Raw genomic sequence first — 19,385 nt, forward strand, 5'->3', positions numbered from 1 at the left:
ATTTGTACCAACTATAAAGAAACAAAAAAGAATGCTTGTAATAGGAATTGCTGGAGGAACAGGATCCGGCAAAACTACAGTTGTTGATAAGATACTGCAACAGCTTGATATTGAAGGAATGAATATCCTTTCTCAGGATAATTATTATCACGATAACCCGAATCTGACACTGATCGAGAGAGAGGCGCTTAATTATGACCATCCAAAGTCTATAGATTTCGATTTAATGATAAAACACGTAAAAGCTTTAAAAAACAATGAGTCTATAGAACAGCCCATTTACAGCTTTGTAACCCATTCCCGAACTGGCGACCACGTCACTGTAGAACCTAAAAATGTATTGGTAGTAGAAGGTATTCTGGTATTGACGAACAAAGAACTGCTGAAAGAATTTGATTTAAAAGTATTTGTTCATGCAGATTCAGACGAAAGACTGATCAGAAGAATCAGGCGGGATACTCAGGAAAGAGGAAGAGATCTGAGTGAAGTCCTTCACCGTTATCAGACCACTTTGAAGCCAATGCATCAGGAATTCATTGAGCCATCCAAGAATGACGCAGATCTGATCATTCCGAATATGAGACAGAATTCCGTAGCGATTGATTTTTTAACTACTGTTATTAAAAATTCGTTGAGAAAACATTAAAATGGAAGAAAACAAACTTATTAAAGACATTCAGCCGAAATCTGAAACATTTAAAATGATCCAGAAATATGTTCTGAATAAATATACCATTACAATCTGTATGTTTTTGGTCTGGATGATTTTCTTTGATAAAACCTCTTTCCTTGTTATTAATGAACTGAACGGTGAAATCAGCCGATATGAAGACCAGCTTGAATACTATAAAAAAGAGTACGAAAAAAATGATACTTTTTATAAAAAGCTGATGAACAATAAGTCGGAAAAAGAAAAATACGCAAGAGAAAATTATTTTATGAAAAAACCGGATGAAGAGATCTTCATTTTGGTAGTAGACAGCACAAATAGTGCTAAAAAATAAGAAATTTGAAATGTGAAAGTCAATTAGCTTTGCTGTGAATGGTCAATAGTCTATTTTCATGACTCACCATTGACTTGCGAAGCAAAATTCACCATTCACATAAAAATGATAAACGTAATCGTGAATTATCAATGGTTAATTGTCAATTTTAATAATTTTACCATTGCCTGCAAAGCAAAATTCACCATTCACCCATAATAAACAGCCAATGTCAGCAGATATACTTCCAAACTGGGAAAATTTAGTAAAAAAACAGCTTAAAACAGAAGACATTTATTCCATCTTAAATAAGGAAAATCTGGAAGGAATTGATGTAAAACCTTTTTACAGTGAAGTTCAGCAACCATTGGCAAACCTGCCGAAAGTTGAGGAAAATACCCATCTCGTAGCAAGATATCACGAAAGCCTGGAAGAAGATGTATTTGCATTTGTCTTAGACCACAACGTAGAAAACCTTGAGCAAAAAACAATTTTTGTCAATAATAAAGACCTTGCCGGTCATATCAGCCCGAAAGAAGAAGACCAGTATTTTTCACTGATTGATGTTTTTAAAGAAAATGAAGGCATCATTGATGACCAGCTGACTAAAGAACTTTTATCAAAAGACTTCAGAAGAAACATCTGTGTTGATATTTCACTTCATCAGAATGCCGGAGCTGCCATTTACCAGCAGTTGGGAATTGCGCTGGCGAAAACCAAGGAACTTGCTGAAGTGTATGGCTCTGAAATTTTGAACAAGCTGATTTTCAGAATAGCAGTGGGTGGGAATTATTTCTTTGAGATAGCTAAGCTGAGAGCTTTTAAAATAGTTTTTAACCAACTTTCCAAAGAATATGGTTTAAATGAAACGCCATATATTTTTGCAGAGACATCTTTAAGAAATAAAGCGGTTTCCGATAATGAAAATAACCTGATCCGTTCAACCTTAGAACTCGCTTCTGCAATGATTGCAGGAGCAGATGCTGTTTTCAGCAATAATTATCTGGTGAACAGAAGTACTGATAATTCCGAAGAAATCTCCTTTAAGCAGCAGATTGTTCTCGCTTATGAAAGCATCATTAATGTATTTGAGGATGCATCGAACGGAAGTTATTACGTTGAAGATATTACCCGTCAGATGGCAGAAAAATCCTGGGCATTATTTGTTGAAATAGAAGAGGCAGGAGGGTATCTGGAACTTTTGAAACAGGGAATCATTCAGAAAAAGATCTACGATCATGCTGTTGAAGAGCAAAGATGGGTGGAAGAAGGTAAAATAAAGCTGATAGGAGTGAATTTATACCCCAAATTAGACGTTAAAAGATCAATAGAGGATCTTTACAACGAAAAAGAAATAAAAGCCGTACGTTGGGCGGAAATGTTTGAGTAATTTATAGGTTCCCCAGACTTCTCAAATACAGGTAATCTTAAAAGATATCTGTTATTTTAAAAACACAATATAATGAAAGAAAATGAGATAAGTTTTTATGTCAGGAAATGCATTTTTTCTGTCTATAATGAGCTTGGCCCAGGTTTATTAGAAAAGGTTTATGAAAAAGTTCTGGCTTATGAACTTGAAAATAATGGATTAATGGTAAAAACTCAGGTCCCAATGAATCTTAAGTTTAAGGATACTGTTATAGAATCAGGATTTATTGCGGATATAATTGTTGAAAATAAAGTAATTATAGAGATAAAAGCTACTACAGATATAGCTAATATACATCATCAACAGTTGTTGACTTATCTAAAACTTACCGGATTAAAGCTCGGCATTCTAGTGAACTTTAATACTGACTATATTAATAAAAGTATTTTCAGAAAAGTAAACGGAGAATTAGATTAAAAAAAATATAGATTATTAAACCACAGATTACGCAGATTTACACAGATGATTATGTGTAAATTTTTTATTCTTTTAATACCATTTATACCTAATTTTAGGATCATGGAAATTAATCGTAAACATCTGTGTAAATCTGCGTAATCTGTGGTTAAGAAAAATAATATCATGTAATGAAAGAAAAACTGATTGATCTATTTGAATACACTCATCATTTCAACAAAGAAATGATTAAATATATTTCAGAGAATAGATCGAAAGTTGATGAAAAAACAATCAATCTGATCAATCATATATTGAATGCCCAGCAGATCTGGAATTCACGGATATTGGGCGAAAACTCATTTGAAGTCTGGCAGGTCAACCCTTTTGAGTCTCTTGATGAAATTAATCAGCAGAATTTTCTGAAAAGTATTGATATCATTCAAAAATCCGATCTGGATAACAGAGTGGAATATCAGAACTCAAGAGGAATAAAATTTGAAAATAGTATTTTTGAAATGCTTTTTCATGCCATAAACCATTCAACCTATCATCGGGGCCAGATCAATTCCCTTCTAAAACAAAGCGGTATTGATCCGTTACTGACAGATTATATTTTTTATAAAAGATAAAATCTAGGTATTGCCTTGAAAAATATAATGAACAGTCATAGAACGTCATTCTGAGCGGAGTCGAAGTATTTTATAATCATTTATATTATTCATTTATAAAATTTGAAAATTCCAGGAAATCTGTGGAAAACAAATTATTAAACAAAGAAATTCAAAACTATATCAATGCAAATCTGAATACAGATCTGCATTCTCTTCTGTTAAAAAAATCCCCATTTCAAGATGTTTCCATGTCGGAAATTGTGCAGCAGATTAAAGGAAAACAAACTGCCCAGAAGAAATTTCCGTTTCTGCTGAAAGAAGGCATTATTTTTCCGCCGCAACTTAATTTAGAGCAGGCTTCTTCGGAAACAACGGCACTTTACAAGTCGCAGATCCTTAAAGGGAATAGATTCGTGGACCTGACCAGCGGTTTTGGAATCGATGCCTATTATCTTTCCGGGAATTTCAATGAGGTGACTCTCGTGGAAAAAAACCTCGAATTACTGAATATAGTAGAACATAATTGGGGAATTTTAGGCAGAAAAGCATCTTTTATCAATCAAAATCTGGAAGACTTTCTGAGTACGAATAAAGAATATTTTGATGTTATTTATTTAGATCCTGCAAGAAGAGACCACAACAAAAATAAAGTATTTCTGCTTGAAGATCTTTCGCCGGATATCCTCCAGATTAAAGACGTTCTTCTTGCGACTGCAGATCAGGTGATTATAAAACTTTCACCGTTAATCGATTTAAAATATCTGATTTCGGTATTGCCAGGTATTTTCAGGATAGAAATAATAGCCCTGAAAAATGATGTAAAAGAAGCCGTTGTTTTTTTATCCAATGAAAAAAGAAATGGCATTACAGTAAATTGTATCAACCTGGAAAGCGGGGAACCTGATTTTAAGTTCGTATTTGGAGAAGAGGACAATGCTCAGCCTGTGTATTCCGAGCCTGAAAAGTTCATCTATATTCCTAATAACAGTATTTTAAAAGCCGGAATTTTTAATCTGGTCTCAGAAAGATTCAGGCTTAAAAAACTTCATCCCAATACCCATCTCTATACTTCAGATCAGAAAATTAATGATTTTCCCGGTAGAGTTTTAGAAATGGAATCTGTTGAATCTAAGCAAATTAAAAAGAAAGAGCAGTTTAATATTATTTCAAAGAATTATCCTTTAAAACCTGAAGATATCAAAAAGAAATATGGAATAAAAGACGGTGGTGAAGGCTACCTTATTTTTACACAATCCAAAAAAGGGAAAATTATTTTAAAATCAGTATAAAAATGTTGCCGAAAAAAGCAGGATTTCTTACTTTTGGGCAATCAAAAATTTAAGCATGAAATCGCTTGCTGTTAAAATATGATAACCGGCTAAAATAATGCGATTCCATATGACATTTAAAAAATAAATTTTACATATGAAAAAATTCATTATATGTTTAGCTGTTGCAACAGTAGCCGTAAGCTGTAAAAAGATCCAGGCAGGAGGAAACAAGAATACTCTGAAACTGGAAGAAGGAGTAGAAAGATATTCCGACGATGCACAGGGTGGAGGTGAAGCACACGGTCATGAAGCTGCTGCAGGACATGGTTCTGAACATGCTGAGAAGAGATCTCAGGTTTCTATTGATTTAAATGGGGTTGCTCTGAAAGGTTTTGCTAACGGAATGGAAGACAGCATTGTAAAATACCTGAAATCCGGACAATATGCTTCTGCTACAGAAGATGGATTGAAAAATGTATGGTATGACTTTGATAATGTTAACTTCAAAATGGGTTCTGCCAATCAGTTGGAAGCTGGTTCTCAGGAGCAGTTGAGTAATCTTGCTAAAATTTTGAAAGCTTACCCGGATGCAAAAATTAAAATTGGCGGTTATACTGATAAAACCGGAGATGAACCTAAAAATGTGAAATTATCTCAGGACAGAGCCAATTTCATTAAGGCTCAGCTTACCGCTTTAGGTGCCGGAGGACAGATTGTCTCAGCAGAAGGATATGGAAGCCAGTTTGCAAAAGTGGATGCAAAAGCATCTGATGCAGAAAGAGCGTCTGACAGAAAAATGTCTGTAAGATTTACAAAATAATTTAAATACAATAAAGTATATGAATGTCTTGCTCAAGCAGGGCATTTTTTTTATTTTTAACGAAACAAATTTTTAAAATGCAAGAGACATTAAATTACATCAATGAAAACAAACAGCGTTTCGTGGATGAATTATTTGAGTTATTGAGAATTCCTTCTATTTCTGCAGATCCGGCTTATAAAAATGACGTCTTGAAATGTGCGGATGTTGTTGCAGAATATCTTAAAAATGCAGGGGCTGACAATGTAGAAGTATGCAAAACCAAAGGATATCCTATTGTTTTTGGAGAAAAACTTTTAGATAAAAATTTGCCAACAGTATTGGTATACGGACATTATGATGTTCAGCCGGCAGATCCATTGGAGCTTTGGACAAAACCACCTTTTGAACCTTATATTGAAAAAACAGAACTTCATCCTGACGGAGCCATTTTTGCAAGAGGTTCTGCGGATGATAAAGGACAGTTTTTTATGCATTTAAAGGCTTTTGAAGCGATGATGAAGACAAACTCTCTTCCTTGTAATGTTAAATTTATTTTGGAAGGTGAGGAAGAAGTAGGATCCGTAAGCTTGGGAGACTTCGTTAACGAAAACAAAGAAAAATTGTCTTGCGACTGTATTTTAATTTCCGACACTCATATTTACAGCAACGAACAGCCAACTGTTACAACTGGCTTAAGAGGCTTAAGCTATGTAGAAGTTGAAATAGAAGGACCGAACAGAGATCTTCATTCAGGATTGTATGGAGGAGCCGTTCCTAATCCGATTCACGTACTTTCCAGAATGATTGCTAAACTGATCGACGAAGACGGACATATTACCATAGACGGATTTTATGATAATGTAGAAACCGTATCAGATGCTGAAAGAGCAGATATGAACAAATTGAAAGACAATCCGGAAGAATTCAAGAAATCTATCGGACTCAATGGAGTGGAAGGTGAAAAAAGCTATACAACGCTTGAAAGAACCTCTATCCGTCCTACTTTAGACTGTAATGGTATTTGGGGAGGATATACAGGAGAAGGAGCTAAAACAGTAATTCCTTCCAAAGCTTCTGCTAAAATCTCAATGCGTCTGGTTCCTTATCAGACTCCTGAAGAGATCACGGAAAAATTCACAAAATATTTTGAAAAAATTGCTCCTGAGAATGTTAAAGTAAAAGTAACACCTCACCACGGAGGAATGCCATATGTTTTACCAAGTGATACTAAAGAGTTTTTAGCGGCTAAGCAGGCTATGGAAACTGCATTTGGTAAAGAAGTTCTTCCTTACAGAAGTGGAGGCAGTATTCCGATCACGGCAATGTTTGAAAAAGTATTAGGCGCTAAGTCTGTGCTAATGGGCTTTGGGCTGGATTCAGATGCAATTCACTCACCGAATGAACATTACGGGCTGTTTAATTTCTATAAAGGAATTGAAAGTATTCCGCTGTTCTTCCAGAACTATTCAAAATAATTAAATATTTTATAATCATATTCAGTAAAGCGTTCCAAAATCGGAGCGCTTTACGTTTTTTTATGGTAATATCCCTATCAAATGATATTTTTTTAGTTAATGTATGTGATTATTTTTAGTTCAACCTAAAATAATTACTATGAAAAAAAACTACTCTGTCGCATTCTGCTTGTTTTCAGTGTTTTCCTTTGCGCAGCAGATCATTTCGTTTGAATATTCAGATGGATTTTATACCGGGAATATCCATGGTCAGGGGACCTGGATCAGCACGCCAACCGGTGATATGCCCCCGAACGTGCTTAACCAGATCATTTCTATGGATAATGCATCAGACGGAATTAATTCTCTGAAGATTGTAAAAGAAAATACTTATGGAACCCAATCCATTCCTATCATCGGCGCGTTTGATAATCTTCCTGTATTGCTTCCCTACAACGGTTTTACGGTTTCTTTCGATATCAATATGTCCCAGCTTAATGGATCGATTTTTAGCTTTCAGGGAGTAAGCAGCGCTGACGAAAAATATATTGTCAGACTCGATTTTGATAATTCCGGTGCAATTAAAGTTCTGAAAACACTATCAGGAAATCCTGTAATGGACACTGCATTGGGAACGTGGCAGCCGAATTCCTGGTACCATATTGCAGTTGTAGGAACCGCTGCAGATGTTAAATACTATCTGAACGGGATTTTGATCTATTCCGGTATTGCAGTAGAATCAATGGATATAAACCAGTTGCGTTTCGTACACGATAACGCAGACGGAACAGCCTATATTGATAATGTTAAAGTATATAATCAGGCATTATTATCTGTAGCAAACAGTACTGTAAATAAGAATAAGGTAATTGTATATCCTAATCCTGCTTCAGATTTTATTAAAATAAATGCTTCTTCTAAGATAAAAAACATTGAAATCTATGATGCGGCTGGCAAAAAGGTTCAGTCGATGGTAGAAAATGATAAAATTGATGTTAGAAGTTTTCCTGCTGGCACTTATCTCATCAATATTAGAACTGAAAATGGTAATTTCTCTGAGAAATTTATAAAAAAATAGGTTGAGTTTTGTATGAAATTAGTTTTCATTATTTTTCAGATAAATTATTTTGTTATAGATTAATTATAGAAATACCTGACAAATCTTAGTCTATATAAAACGCTTCAATTGAAGCGTTTTTGTTATTTTAGAGCATTAAAATTAATAATATGTCAGAAAATAAAGTAGCTTATATAACTGGAGGAACCAAAGGAATAGGTTTCGGAATAGCGAAAATATTATTGGAAAACGGTATTTCAGTAGCATTTTCAGGACGTAAAAGAGATGATGTTGAAAAAGCTGAAGAAGAACTTAAGAAATATTCAAATAATGTTTTGGGGATTGTTTCAGATGTAAGAAGCCTTGAAAGCGAAGAAGAGGCTGTAAAATATATTACTGAGACATTCGGAAGGTTGGATTTTGTAATTGCCAATGCAGGATTGGGAATATTCAAACCTGTAGATGAACTGACTGCCGAAGAGTGGAATGATATGATAGAAACCAATCTGACAGGCGTATTCTACACATTAAAAGCTTCTGTGAAAGAATTAAAAAAGACGCAAGGCTATTATATCACGATTTCGAGTCTGGCAGGTGCCAATTTCTTTGAAAACGGAACAGGTTACAATGCATCTAAATTTGGAGTCGTAGGATTTACTCAGGCGGCAATGATTGATCTGAGAAAATACAACATCAAATCTACGGTTATTATGCCGGGATCAGTCGCTACCAATTTTAACGGAAACGTTCCCTCAGAAAAAGACAGCTGGAAGATCCAGCCCGAAGATATGGGGAATCTGGTCCTGGATATTTTAAAAATGAATCCACGTGTTCTGCCCAGCAAAATAGAGTTTAGGGCAACAAAACCAGCCTAGTAAATGCATTTAATGTATTGAATAGTAAAAAAATAAGTATTATGCATGCATAATATATTTTTTAATTATATTAGCAACGTAAAATGTAACAAAATCTCAGCATAAAACACTAAGGTTTTTTATGCCTAAAAGGGAAAAAATAAAATAGTACACATGAAAATATTAGTTTGTATCAGTAGTGTTCCGGATACTACTTCCAAGATTAACTTTACGGCAGATAAATCTGCCTTCGACAAAAATGGAATTCAGTGGGTAATCAACCCTTTAGATGAATTTGCGTTGACAAAAGCAGTTAAACTTCAGGAATCTCAGGGTGCAACTGTAACAGTGATCAACGTAGGAGATGCTGCTACAGAACCAGTGATCAGAAAAGCATTAGCTATTGGTGCCAATGATGCCGTGAGAGTAAACCTTGATCCTAAAGACAGCTATTCTACAGCGAAAGAAATCGCTGCCGTAGCTCAGAACGGAGGATATGACCTTATCCTTTGCGGAAAAGAATCTATCGATTACAACGGAGGTTCAGTACCAGGAATGGTCGCTCAGCTGTTAAATCAGCCTTTCGTCAATGCATCTGTAGGTTTAGATGTAAACGGAAGCGAAGCTACTGCTGTAAGAGAAATTGAAGGCGGAAAAGAAACGATATCAGTAAAATTACCTGCTGTAATCGCAGGACAAAAAGGATTGGTAGATGAAAAAGATCTTATCATCCCGAATATGAGAGGGATCATGTCTGCAAGAACGAAGCCTTTACAGGTAGTAGAGCCTGCTTCTTCTGAGGTGAAAGTTCAGGGAGTAACTTATGACAGCGTGCCGCCAAGAGCTGCTGTAAAAATGGTTTCTCCTGACAATTTGGATGAATTGGTAAGATTACTTCACGAAGAAGCTAAAGTAATCTAAAAATTTAAAAGAAAGAAGCTGAAACAGGGATATATGTTGAGCCCTGATCTGATTTCCAATCTTTTATCCTTAAATTTTTTAATCTTTAAATTTAAAAAAAATGGCAGTATTCGTATACGCAGAAAATATAAATGGAGTTTACAAAAAAGCAGCTTTTGAAGCCGTTTCTTATGCTAAAGCAGTTGCAGACCAGGCGGGAGATACCGTTACGGCAATCTCTGTAAACCCAACAGATTCTTCAGATTTATTGTACAAATATGGAGCATCAAACGTTATCAATGTAAAAGATGAAGGTCTTAAAAGCTTTTCAGCAAAGGCATTCGCTCAGGCTGTAAGTGAAGTGGCAGACGGAAACACTATCGTTTTCCCTCACACTACAGATGCTTCTTCTATCGCTCCTATGCTTGCAGTAATGAAGAACTATTCTTTGATTACCAATGTACTGGAAGCCCCTGAAAGCCTTTCCCCGTTCCAGGTAAAAAGAAAAGCTTTTTCAGGAAAAGGGTTTATGCATGCAAAAGCTGAAGGAAATGGGGTGATCATCACAGTTTCTCAAAATGCTTTCGGTGTAAAAGAAAGCGCTGTATCAGGATCAGAAGAAGTTAAGAATCTATCAGTAGCTAATGAAGATACTAAAGTGATCTCTCACGAGCAGAGCTCAGGGAAATTAGACCTTAAAGAAGCAGAGGTGGTAGTTTCTGCAGGAAGAGGAATGAAAGGTCCTGAAAACTGGGGAATGATTGAAGATCTTGCTAATGTTCTTGGGGCTGCTACTGCATGTTCCAAGCCGGTTTCTGATATCGGATGGAGACCTCACACAGAGCACGTAGGACAGACAGGAAAAGCAATTTCACCTAATCTTTATATTGCAGTAGGTATTTCCGGAGCTATTCAGCACTTAGCCGGGGTAAACTCTTCTAAAACCATCGTAGTTATTAATAATGATGCTGAAGCACCATTCTTTAAGTCTGCGGATTATGGAGTAGTAGGAGATGCATTCCAGATTATTCCTGCATTAACAGAAAAAATTAAAGCAATTAAAGGATAGAATAGTGAATGGTTAATAGTCAATACGCTACGCTTGTCAATTTTTTAAATTAATTCACTTGCGAAGCAAAATTCACTATTGACTTTTGACACTTATCAACAATAGCATAAAAGCTCGGCTTCCGGGCTTTTATTTTTGTCTAAAAGTGAAACCTACAATAAAAAATTAATTTATATTTGTAGCTATGGATTATAAGCAGCTAATTATTCGCGGAATATCGTACAGCCAGACCCAATCGGGGGCTTACGCTTTGTTATTGGAACATGAAGAATCACATATAAAATTACCTGTTGTTATAGGAAATTTCGAGGCTCAGTCTATTTCGCTGGGACTGGAAAAAGACATCCATCCGCCCCGTCCGCTTACCCATGATTTATTCACAAAATTTATAGTTTCTGCCCATTATGAATTGGTTTCAGTGATTATTTACCAGATCGTAGACGGCGTATTTTTTTCTAATATTAATTTCAAAAATAAAGCTAATAACGAAGAGCTGATCCTTGATGCAAGAACTTCTGATGCAGTAGCAATGGCCGTAAGATTTGATGCGCCTATCTTTACCACTCAGCAGGTACTTAATGAAGCGGGAATTCTTCTTGAGCTGGAAGATGTTTCAAAAGAAGAACAGCCGTTCTCCGAAACCGAGCAGTCTGAAGATAATTTAAAAGCGGTATCTATGGAAGAGCTGCAAAAATTACTGGATGAAGCCGTAAAGGAAGAAGATTTTGATACTGCTCTGGAAATTCAAGAAGAAATTAAAAGGAGGAAAAAGAGAATTGATTAAAAGAACACTTATACTAAACTATGAATTTAAAATTACGACTTACCATCCTCAGCTTTCTTCAGTTTTTTGTTTGGGGAGCATGGCTGATTACGATGGCTAATTTTTGGTTCGGTACAAAACACTGGGACGGAACCCAGTTTGGAGCCGTTTTCGGAACCATGGGAATAGCTTCTATTTTTATGCCGACCATTACCGGGATTATTGCCGACCGCTGGGTAAATGCAGAACGTATATTTTCTGTACTGCATATCCTTTATGGGGTTATCCTTTTTGTATTGCCTCATTCCGCAGATCCTAATTCTTTCTTTTGGCTAATGCTTCTGGCGATGTGCTTTTATATGCCTACCATTGCCCTGGCAAACTCTATTTCTTACACGATCCTGAAAAACAGTAATCTGGATGTCGTGAGAGATTTTCCGCCTATCCGCGTGTGGGGAACTATCGGGTTTATTGTAGCGATGTGGATTACCAATCTTACAGGAAACAAGGCTACAGAAGGACAGTTTTATATTGGCGGGGCTATTGCGATATTTCTAGGAATCTACGCTCTGACTTTACCAAAATGTCCGCCTCAGAAGCTGATTGATAAAAATGCTCCATTATCTGAACAATTAGGCCTTAATGCATTTAAGCTTTTCGGAAGCTATAAAATGGCCTTGTTCTTTTTGTTTTCAATGCTTTTGGGAGCAGCACTTCAGCTGACTAACGCTTACGGAGATGTATTCTTAAGTGAATTTTCACACTTCCCCAAATATGCAGACTCATTTGTAGTACAGAGGTCTACGATTATCATGTCGATTTCGCAGGTCTCGGAAACACTATTTATTTTGGCAATCCCATTCTTTCTAAGAAAATTTGGAATTAAAAAGGTAATGTTGATGTCTATGTTGGCCTGGGTGCTTAGATTCGGATTCTTTGCTTATGGTGTTCCTGATGGATTTGGGCTTTCACTGATCATTTTTTCATGCATCGTATACGGAATGGCATTTGACTTCTTTAATATTTCCGGTTCTCTTTTCGTAGAAACAACGACTGATAAAAAGATAAGATCATCTGCTCAGGGATTATTTATGATGATGACCAATGGTTTTGGTGCTCTTTTCGGAAGCTATATTGCAGGTTGGGCTATCGATAAATTTTTCACGCACAAATTTACGAATGCTTCGGATTTATCTGCTTATCTTGACACAACAGCAGATAATCCTACTTTCCTGGAAATCCTTAAAAACAGCTTCAATTCAACAGTGAATACTGACGGAACACTCTCATCTGTAGTCATGGTAAAAGACTGGCAGAATATATGGCTCTCATTTGCAATTTATGCATTGATCCTGGCCATTTTCTTTGCTGTTTTATTCAGACATAAACACAATCCGGAAGAAGTTTCTTCAGTAAAACACTAATTCTACTGATCTGATTATTAAAATATTAAATTGCACTTTTTGAAAGAAAGTGCAATTTTTTTTATTTTCGGGCAACCTTTTAGAATAAATTCCGTCTTATAGTTAGAAAACCGATACATGGAGAACCTCGAAAAGAATTTTTTACTGGCTAAAAAACAGGACCGGATGGCCCAAAAGGCTCTTTACGAAATGTTTTCGGCTAAAATGCTTGCCATATCAAATTCTTATACGAATAATCTTCATGATGCAGAAGATATCCTGATCAGCGCGTTTATGAAATGCTTTACCAAGCTAGACGAATGCAGAGACTGGAAAAGCTTTCCATTTTGGCTGAGAAAAATTGTTGTCAATGATTCTATCAGTTTTGTCAGGAAGAACAGGAATATTCTTTATGCCGATATAGAAATTGCAGACGAGTATTCTGATGAAGATATAAATGAACGGCTGGAAGAAATCAATATTGAAGAAATATTTTTAAAGATGCCGGCAGGGTATAGGCTGATCTTCAATCTATATGTTTTTGAAGAAAAAAAACATCAGGAAATCGCAAAAATGCTGAATATTTCAGAGGGAACAAGTAAAAGCCAGCTAAGCAAAGCCAAAAAATGGCTTACAGAATTTTTAAAAGCAGAAGAAAATGAAAAAAGAGATACTGAAACAGTTAAAGTCTGACTACGAAAGACTCGAAATTAAGCCTTCTGAAGATCTTTGGGATAAATTAGACCAGAAGTTGGATAATATACCTGATATGCCGTTAAACCGGTCTTTTAAGTGGTGGAAGTATGCTGCTGCTGTATTGCTCTTTATTTCTGCAGGAACATTTATTTATTATAACAATTATAAAACAAAATTTGAGAGTAAACAAACGGATTATATTGTTAAAAAAACTCTTGAAAAGACAGTAAATCCTATAAATGCAGGCTTGGAAGATCAAACGCTTATTTCGAATGATCAGCCTATCCGGGAGAATACAGTAAAAATTGTAAACAAAAATCTGGAAAAATTTAGTTCTGATCATGCATTAATTCCAAAAAAAGAAAGAAGATCGAACGATACTCAGATTGCCGAACATAAAGAAGGGCAAAATATAGTTATTCAACCGGAAAATAATATCATTAACAATGAAAAAGCGGAGAATACTGTGATGCCAAATCCTCCAGTACTTGCAGAAGTCAAGAAATCAAAATCAAACTATATCAATCCTGATGAACTTCTTTTGGGCAGAGAATTTGATAAAGCCCGGGAAAAAGCCAGTAAAGATGAACGTAAATTAGGAGCTTTCAAATTTGATAACATTGTTCCGAATGTAGGTAATGTAACCGTTTTGGGAGTAACGGTCTATCTGGAATCCAAATAAAACTGAACTTTTTTAAAATCAAAATAATACTGACCTGAAACAGGGACAGAGCTAAAATATTGTTTAAAATTAATAAAATAAATATGAGAACAAAGTTGATCTTTATGGCTGCTGTAATGGCTTTTACATACAGTGCGGCTCAGGAAAAACCGGATATGAATCTGCAGATTAAACTCTATTCGAAAAAAATTGACAGCATTGTGGTTTCAGAGAAATCCAAAATGAATGCAGAGCTGGACATCGTTGATAAAGATTTTAAAGATAATAAAATCACAACGGAGGAAAAGAAGAAAAAACGCTCCGAAATTGCTTCAAAATATCAACAAACGATTAATGAAAAAGTAGATGCCCAGCAAAGCGAACTGCAGGCTGCGACAACAGAAATGGTTAGAAATGCTGTTTTTATGGATCGGGACAGTACAAATAAAAACGAAATGTGGCTGGGATTTAATGGTCTTAATATGAAATTGGGGCAAAAGGGGACAAAAAATCCCAAACAGTCCTTACAGACGGTAGAATTATCCGGCAGTATAATGGGAGCAGGCCTGACCTCAAAAAATGAACCTTTTAACTTTTACAATAAAGATTCTGATACCAGGAACACCATCATCAACTCTTCAGAAATGGCAATCAGATATGAGGACCAGATCGGAGGCTTTAAAAGCCCTGTATTTTACCGGGTTGGTTTAGGAGTCAGATTCGACCAGTATGTTCCCAAATACGGAAGAGTTTTTAAGCAGGAAGACAACGCTTTGTTCGTAGATGATTTTGACAGGGGGAATTTAAAGAAAACCCAATTCAACATTACATACCTATACATTCCTGTAGATTTAAGATTTGTATTGAATCCAAAATATACAGAATATGACGGGGTTCAGTATCTTGATAACAAAAAAAGACAACTGAGCCTGGTAATGGGGATTTATGGTGGTGTGAAAGTGGGAAGTGTGAATTACATAAAATATTCAAATGAAAACTCCAGAAGGATTGTAGAAAGAGAAAGAATAATGCATGGAGTGAACGATTTTATCGTCGGTGGAAAATTCGGGATCAGTTATGGAGGTCTTAAAGTATTTGTCCAGAAAGATTTTACACCCGTATTCAATGACAGGGCTATTCTGAAGAATAAATATGGAGTTCAGCTCGGCATAGAATTCGTAAATATCATTTTCTAATTCAGTAATGAAATTGAATGTTTGTTGAAAATAATTTAATTTTAATCAATTTTTATTGAGGCTAACAAATGTTTGTAAAGGAATCATCCGTTTTTAAAGCACACTGTTTAAAAGTGTGTTTTTTTTTGTATTTTGGCACTTTAGTAAATATGAAAAATATTCAGTTATTAGGATTATTATTAGTGGTGGCCGGTAGTTTTCTTCCTCTTGTTCATGTTCCCATTATTGGAAACTGGAATTACTGGAAACTGGATCATTATCTGGCTATTGCATGCTGGATCTTTGCCGCATGTGCAGTTTTTGGTATTGTCAATAACAGTGTGAAAGTAGTAAGGTTCTTTGGAGTGTTGCTGATTCTGTTATTTGCATTTACACTCGTTGCCGTAAAGATGCAGTCTCTGGAATACTTCAGCTTTCTGCCGTTCAAATCATGGAGAGAAGCTTTTGCAGGAGTTGTAAAGCTGAGATGGGGCTGGGTTATAGAATTTTTAGGCGCTTTCCTTATGGTTTTCGCTGCAGGAAATAAAAAAATAAATCAACGGACACAAATATGAAGCATTTAAAATTAGGATCAGCAGCTTTATTGATGTTGATATTTTCTCAGGCTAAGTCTCAAAAGACAGCATTTGACAAGCCGGATCAGCCGGCTAAATGTAAAAATATAAGAGAAGGGAAATTCCTTCGCCCGAATTATCCCGCGGGAATCTGGTATATGACCATTAAAGATAATATTCAGACCGAATATTTCAATAATGGTAAAGACTACATAAAATCCTCTCTGGTTTTTGTGGACGACTGCAATTATAAAGCGATCGTGCTGGATAAGACAGTCAATGATGGCCGTATCCGTATAGGAGATGTTTTCAGCAATAAAATTGTAGAAACTCAGGATAACGCCCTGAAAATACATTCCAAAATTGAAAATAGCCAATATGAGGTTATTTATATAAAAGCAAAAAAATAGAATAGTATAATGCAGTCGGAAGGCAGCATTTGTTAAAAAAAGTAAATATAATACACATGAAAGAAGTATTCATCGTTTCCGCAGTAAGAACACCTATCGGGAGTTTTATGGGAAGCCTTTCAACCGTTCCTGCTACAAAGCTGGGATCTGCTGCTGTAAAAGGAGCATTAAATAAAATCGGTCTTGATCCTAAGAATGTTCAGGAGATCTATATGGGAAATGTACTGCAGGCAGGAGAAGGCCAGGCCCCGGCCCGTCAGGTAGCTTTGGGTGCAGGGCTGTCTGTTGAGACCCCTTCTACTACAGTCAATAAAGTATGTGCTTCTGGAATGAAAGCAGTAACTATGGCAGCGCAGGCTATCAAGGCAGGTGATGCAGAAGTAATTGTTGCCGGAGGTATGGAGAATATGTCGCTTGTTCCACACTACTATAATGCAAGAGTTGCCACTAAATTAGGCGATATCAAAATGCAGGACGGAATGGTGCTGGATGGCCTTACAGACGTGTACAATAAAGTGCATATGGGAGTTTGTGCAGAGAAATGTGCTGTAGATTACAGTATTTCAAGAGAAGATCAGGATAATTTTGCTATAGAATCTTACAAAAGATCGGCAAAAGCATGGAGCGAAGGAAAATTTACTGAAGAAGTGGTTCCTGTTGAAATTCCTCAGAGAAAAGGAGATCCGGTAATTTTTTCTGAAGATGAAGAGTATAAAGCAGTAAATTTTGACAGAATTGCAACGCTTCCTACCGTATTCAAGAAAGAAGAAGGAACAGTAACCGCTGCCAATGCGTCTACATTAAATGATGGTGCTTCTGCCTTAATCCTTGTTTCTAAAGAAAAAATGGAAGAATTAGGCTTAAAGCCTCTAGCACGAATCGTTTCCTATGCTGATGCAGCTCAGGAGCCTGAAAACTTCACGACTGCTCCTGCAAAGGCTTTACCAATTGCTCTTAAAAAAGCAGGTTTAGAAATTTCTGATATTGATTTCTTTGAATTTAATGAAGCATTCTCTGTAGTAGGGCTTGCCAACAACAAAATTCTAGGTCTGGATGCATCCAAAGTAAACGTAAACGGTGGAGCAGTAGCCATTGGACATCCGCTGGGAAGTTCAGGATCCAGAATCATCGTAACACTGATTAATGTATTGAAGCAGAATAATGCAAAATATGGTGCTGCAGCTATCTGTAACGGTGGTGGAGGAGCTTCTGCTATCGTGATTGAAAATATGTAATATTCTCTCGAAGAATATTTTACCATTAAGGAATCGATAATTTTTCTAAATTCTAATCGATTTCTTAATGGTTTTTCTATTTTTGTGCTACTAATATTTATTTGAAATGTCTGAAATTGAGAATCAACAGCCTCAAAACATAAAGAATAATCCAAGGATTATGAAAGCCTGGGCTGTATACGACTGGGCGAACTCTGTTTACTCATTGGTTATTACCTCTACTATTTTTCCTATTTACTATTCCATACTGACAACTGCTTATGAGAAAAAGGAGTATGTGGAAGAAACAAAATCATGGATTGATGTTCCGGTAAGGCACATGATAAAGATTTTCGGAGAAGAATACCAGCCGGATGCTGTGTACGGATATTCACTGACCATATCGTTTTTTATTGTAGTGCTGCTTTCTCCGTTCCTATCCTCATTAGCGGATACTATCGGAAACAAAAAATCATTCCTTCAGTTTTTCTGTTATCTTGGCGCAACTTCATGTATGGGATTGGCTATGTTTACGGGAATGCATAATGTATTTTTAGGCCTTCTATTCAGTATTACGGCGAGTGTCGGGTTCTGGGGAAGTTTGGTATTTTATAACTCATTTTTGCCCGATATTGCAACCCGGGATAAACAGGATGCGCTGTCTGCAAGAGGATATGTTTACGGATATATAGGTTCTGTCGTTCTTGTGGTGATCTGTCTGGTACTTATTCAGGTTTTTGCAAAAGGAGCGGCACAGCAGCTTTTATTTACAAGAATAAGCTTCCTGTTGACCGGTGCATGGTGGTTTGGTTTTTCCCAGTATACTTTCAAACATCTTCCTCAGTTTGGAGATGTTAAAGAAAAACTGCCTAAAGATCTTGTCCTTTTAAATTATAAGAATATTTTTAAAAAACATGAAGAACAGGGTGGTTTCTTTGAGGTTCTTAAAGACAATATGAGCTTTTATAAAGACATTGCCAAAGAAAGTTTTCATGAGCTTTTCAAAGTAGGTGGAGTATTATTTAAGGATAGAAACCTAAAATTCTTCCTTTCCAGCTTCTTTTTTTACAGTGTCGGAATGCAGACTATTTTCCTGATGGCTACGTTATTTGGAAAAAGTGAAATCAACCTGGCTCAGGATAAACTGATCGGAACCCTTTTGGTTATTCAAATCGAAGCGATTATCGGAGCAGTCATATTCTCCAGGTTATCAAGAAAAATAGGAAACAGAAACGTGATTTCTATCGCTATCGTACTTTGGATTGTTGCGTGTCTTTGGGCTTATTTCCTGAACAAAGAAAATCCTACGGTAGAATATCAGTTCTATGGAGTGGCAGCAGTAGTAGGATTGGTAATGGGTGGACTTCAGGCTATGTCAAGATCAACCTATTCAAAGCTTCTGCCTGAAGACTCTATGGAAAATACCACATATTTCAGCTTCTATGATGTATTGGAAAAAATTGCGATCATTATCGGAACATTCATCTTTGCAACACTGATTGAACATTTTAATAATATGCGCATTGCAGCCCTTTCGATGACTTTATTTTTCGCGGCAGGACTTGTTCTGATCCGGTTTCTTAAAGTTAATATGCGGAAAGAAAGAGATACTTTATAACCAACTATCAATAAAAATTAATTAAACTATCATAAAAGCCT

General features: G+C 36.1%; 21 protein-coding genes. All 21 read left to right on the forward strand.

Annotated features, from left to right (window positions below):
- The first annotated feature begins 31 nt into the window (after positions 1-31).
- The 21 genes from udk (at position 32) to ACTJIV_RS07670 (ending at position 19,344) form a co-directional block, all read left to right on the forward strand.
- Positions 32-646: a uridine kinase gene (gene udk, locus ACTJIV_RS07570; RefSeq protein ID WP_440626608.1), complete on the forward strand. Its 615-nt coding sequence runs from the start codon at positions 32-34 to the stop codon at positions 644-646.
- Between the two features lies 1 nt (position 647).
- Positions 648-1,004: an FtsB family cell division protein gene (locus tag ACTJIV_RS07575; protein WP_111958073.1), complete on the forward strand. Its 357-nt coding sequence runs from the start codon at positions 648-650 to the stop codon at positions 1,002-1,004.
- 208 nt (positions 1,005-1,212) lie between these two features.
- Positions 1,213-2,373, forward strand: coding sequence for a methylmalonyl-CoA mutase family protein (locus tag ACTJIV_RS07580; protein ID WP_440626610.1), 1,161 nt, complete (start codon positions 1,213-1,215; stop codon positions 2,371-2,373).
- Positions 2,374-2,445: 72 nt separating this feature from the next.
- Positions 2,446-2,829 (forward strand): GxxExxY protein, encoded by a 384-nt coding sequence (locus tag ACTJIV_RS07585; RefSeq protein WP_440626611.1) that lies wholly within the window; start codon positions 2,446-2,448, stop codon positions 2,827-2,829.
- Between the two features lie 170 nt (positions 2,830-2,999).
- Positions 3,000-3,440: a DinB family protein gene (locus tag ACTJIV_RS07590; protein ID WP_440626613.1), complete on the forward strand. Its 441-nt coding sequence runs from the start codon at positions 3,000-3,002 to the stop codon at positions 3,438-3,440.
- A 122-nt stretch (positions 3,441-3,562) separates the two neighbouring features.
- A complete protein-coding gene (locus tag ACTJIV_RS07595; protein WP_440626615.1) occupies positions 3,563-4,711 on the forward strand; it encodes a class I SAM-dependent methyltransferase in 1,149 nt (382 codons plus the stop codon).
- Positions 4,712-4,847: 136 nt separating this feature from the next.
- The gene (locus ACTJIV_RS07600; protein ID WP_336378656.1) at positions 4,848-5,513 is read left to right on the forward strand and encodes an OmpA family protein; all 666 of its coding nucleotides are present in this window, start codon (positions 4,848-4,850) and stop codon (positions 5,511-5,513) included.
- Between the two features lie 77 nt (positions 5,514-5,590).
- Positions 5,591-6,970, forward strand: a complete 1,380-nt coding sequence (locus tag ACTJIV_RS07605) for a dipeptidase (protein WP_223559366.1) — start codon at positions 5,591-5,593, stop codon at positions 6,968-6,970.
- Between the two features lie 139 nt (positions 6,971-7,109).
- Positions 7,110-8,027, forward strand: coding sequence for a T9SS type A sorting domain-containing protein (locus ACTJIV_RS07610; protein ID WP_440626618.1), 918 nt, complete (start codon positions 7,110-7,112; stop codon positions 8,025-8,027).
- Between the two features lie 149 nt (positions 8,028-8,176).
- Positions 8,177-8,881, forward strand: coding sequence for an SDR family oxidoreductase (locus ACTJIV_RS07615; RefSeq protein WP_440626620.1), 705 nt, complete (start codon positions 8,177-8,179; stop codon positions 8,879-8,881).
- 153 nt (positions 8,882-9,034) lie between these two features.
- Positions 9,035-9,781, forward strand: coding sequence for an electron transfer flavoprotein subunit beta/FixA family protein (locus tag ACTJIV_RS07620; protein WP_111958055.1), 747 nt, complete (start codon positions 9,035-9,037; stop codon positions 9,779-9,781).
- Positions 9,782-9,881: 100 nt separating this feature from the next.
- Positions 9,882-10,829 (forward strand): electron transfer flavoprotein subunit alpha/FixB family protein, encoded by a 948-nt coding sequence (locus tag ACTJIV_RS07625; RefSeq protein ID WP_223559369.1) that lies wholly within the window; start codon positions 9,882-9,884, stop codon positions 10,827-10,829.
- 184 nt (positions 10,830-11,013) lie between these two features.
- Positions 11,014-11,613, forward strand: coding sequence for a bifunctional nuclease family protein (locus ACTJIV_RS07630; protein WP_111958051.1), 600 nt, complete (start codon positions 11,014-11,016; stop codon positions 11,611-11,613).
- Positions 11,614-11,633: 20 nt separating this feature from the next.
- A complete protein-coding gene (locus tag ACTJIV_RS07635; RefSeq protein ID WP_440626623.1) occupies positions 11,634-13,016 on the forward strand; it encodes a nucleoside permease in 1,383 nt (460 codons plus the stop codon).
- Positions 13,017-13,133: 117 nt separating this feature from the next.
- Positions 13,134-13,688, forward strand: coding sequence for an RNA polymerase sigma factor (locus ACTJIV_RS07640; protein ID WP_111958047.1), 555 nt, complete (start codon positions 13,134-13,136; stop codon positions 13,686-13,688).
- The gene (locus tag ACTJIV_RS07645) at positions 13,654-14,373 is read left to right on the forward strand and encodes a hypothetical protein (RefSeq protein WP_440626624.1); all 720 of its coding nucleotides are present in this window, start codon (positions 13,654-13,656) and stop codon (positions 14,371-14,373) included. The genes ACTJIV_RS07640 and ACTJIV_RS07645 overlap by 35 nt, the downstream gene beginning before the upstream one ends.
- Positions 14,374-14,456: 83 nt before the next feature.
- Positions 14,457-15,548, forward strand: coding sequence for a hypothetical protein (locus ACTJIV_RS07650; protein ID WP_440626626.1), 1,092 nt, complete (start codon positions 14,457-14,459; stop codon positions 15,546-15,548).
- A 149-nt stretch (positions 15,549-15,697) separates the two neighbouring features.
- On the forward strand, positions 15,698-16,102 hold the full coding sequence (locus tag ACTJIV_RS07655) for a hypothetical protein (protein ID WP_336378663.1): 405 nt from the start codon (positions 15,698-15,700) through the stop codon (positions 16,100-16,102).
- Positions 16,099-16,512: a hypothetical protein gene (locus ACTJIV_RS07660; RefSeq protein ID WP_336378664.1), complete on the forward strand. Its 414-nt coding sequence runs from the start codon at positions 16,099-16,101 to the stop codon at positions 16,510-16,512. Before ACTJIV_RS07655 ends, ACTJIV_RS07660 begins: the two co-directional genes overlap by 4 nt.
- A 56-nt stretch (positions 16,513-16,568) precedes the next feature.
- Positions 16,569-17,747: an acetyl-CoA C-acyltransferase gene (locus tag ACTJIV_RS07665; RefSeq protein WP_336378665.1), complete on the forward strand. Its 1,179-nt coding sequence runs from the start codon at positions 16,569-16,571 to the stop codon at positions 17,745-17,747.
- Positions 17,748-17,853: 106 nt separating this feature from the next.
- A complete protein-coding gene (locus ACTJIV_RS07670; protein WP_111958019.1) occupies positions 17,854-19,344 on the forward strand; it encodes an MFS transporter in 1,491 nt (496 codons plus the stop codon).
- Positions 19,345-19,385 lie beyond the last annotated feature (41 nt).

The sequence above is a fragment of the Chryseobacterium sp. 22532 genome, from assembly GCF_052044665.1.
Classification (GTDB): Bacteria; Bacteroidota; Bacteroidia; order Flavobacteriales; family Weeksellaceae; genus Chryseobacterium; species Chryseobacterium lathyri.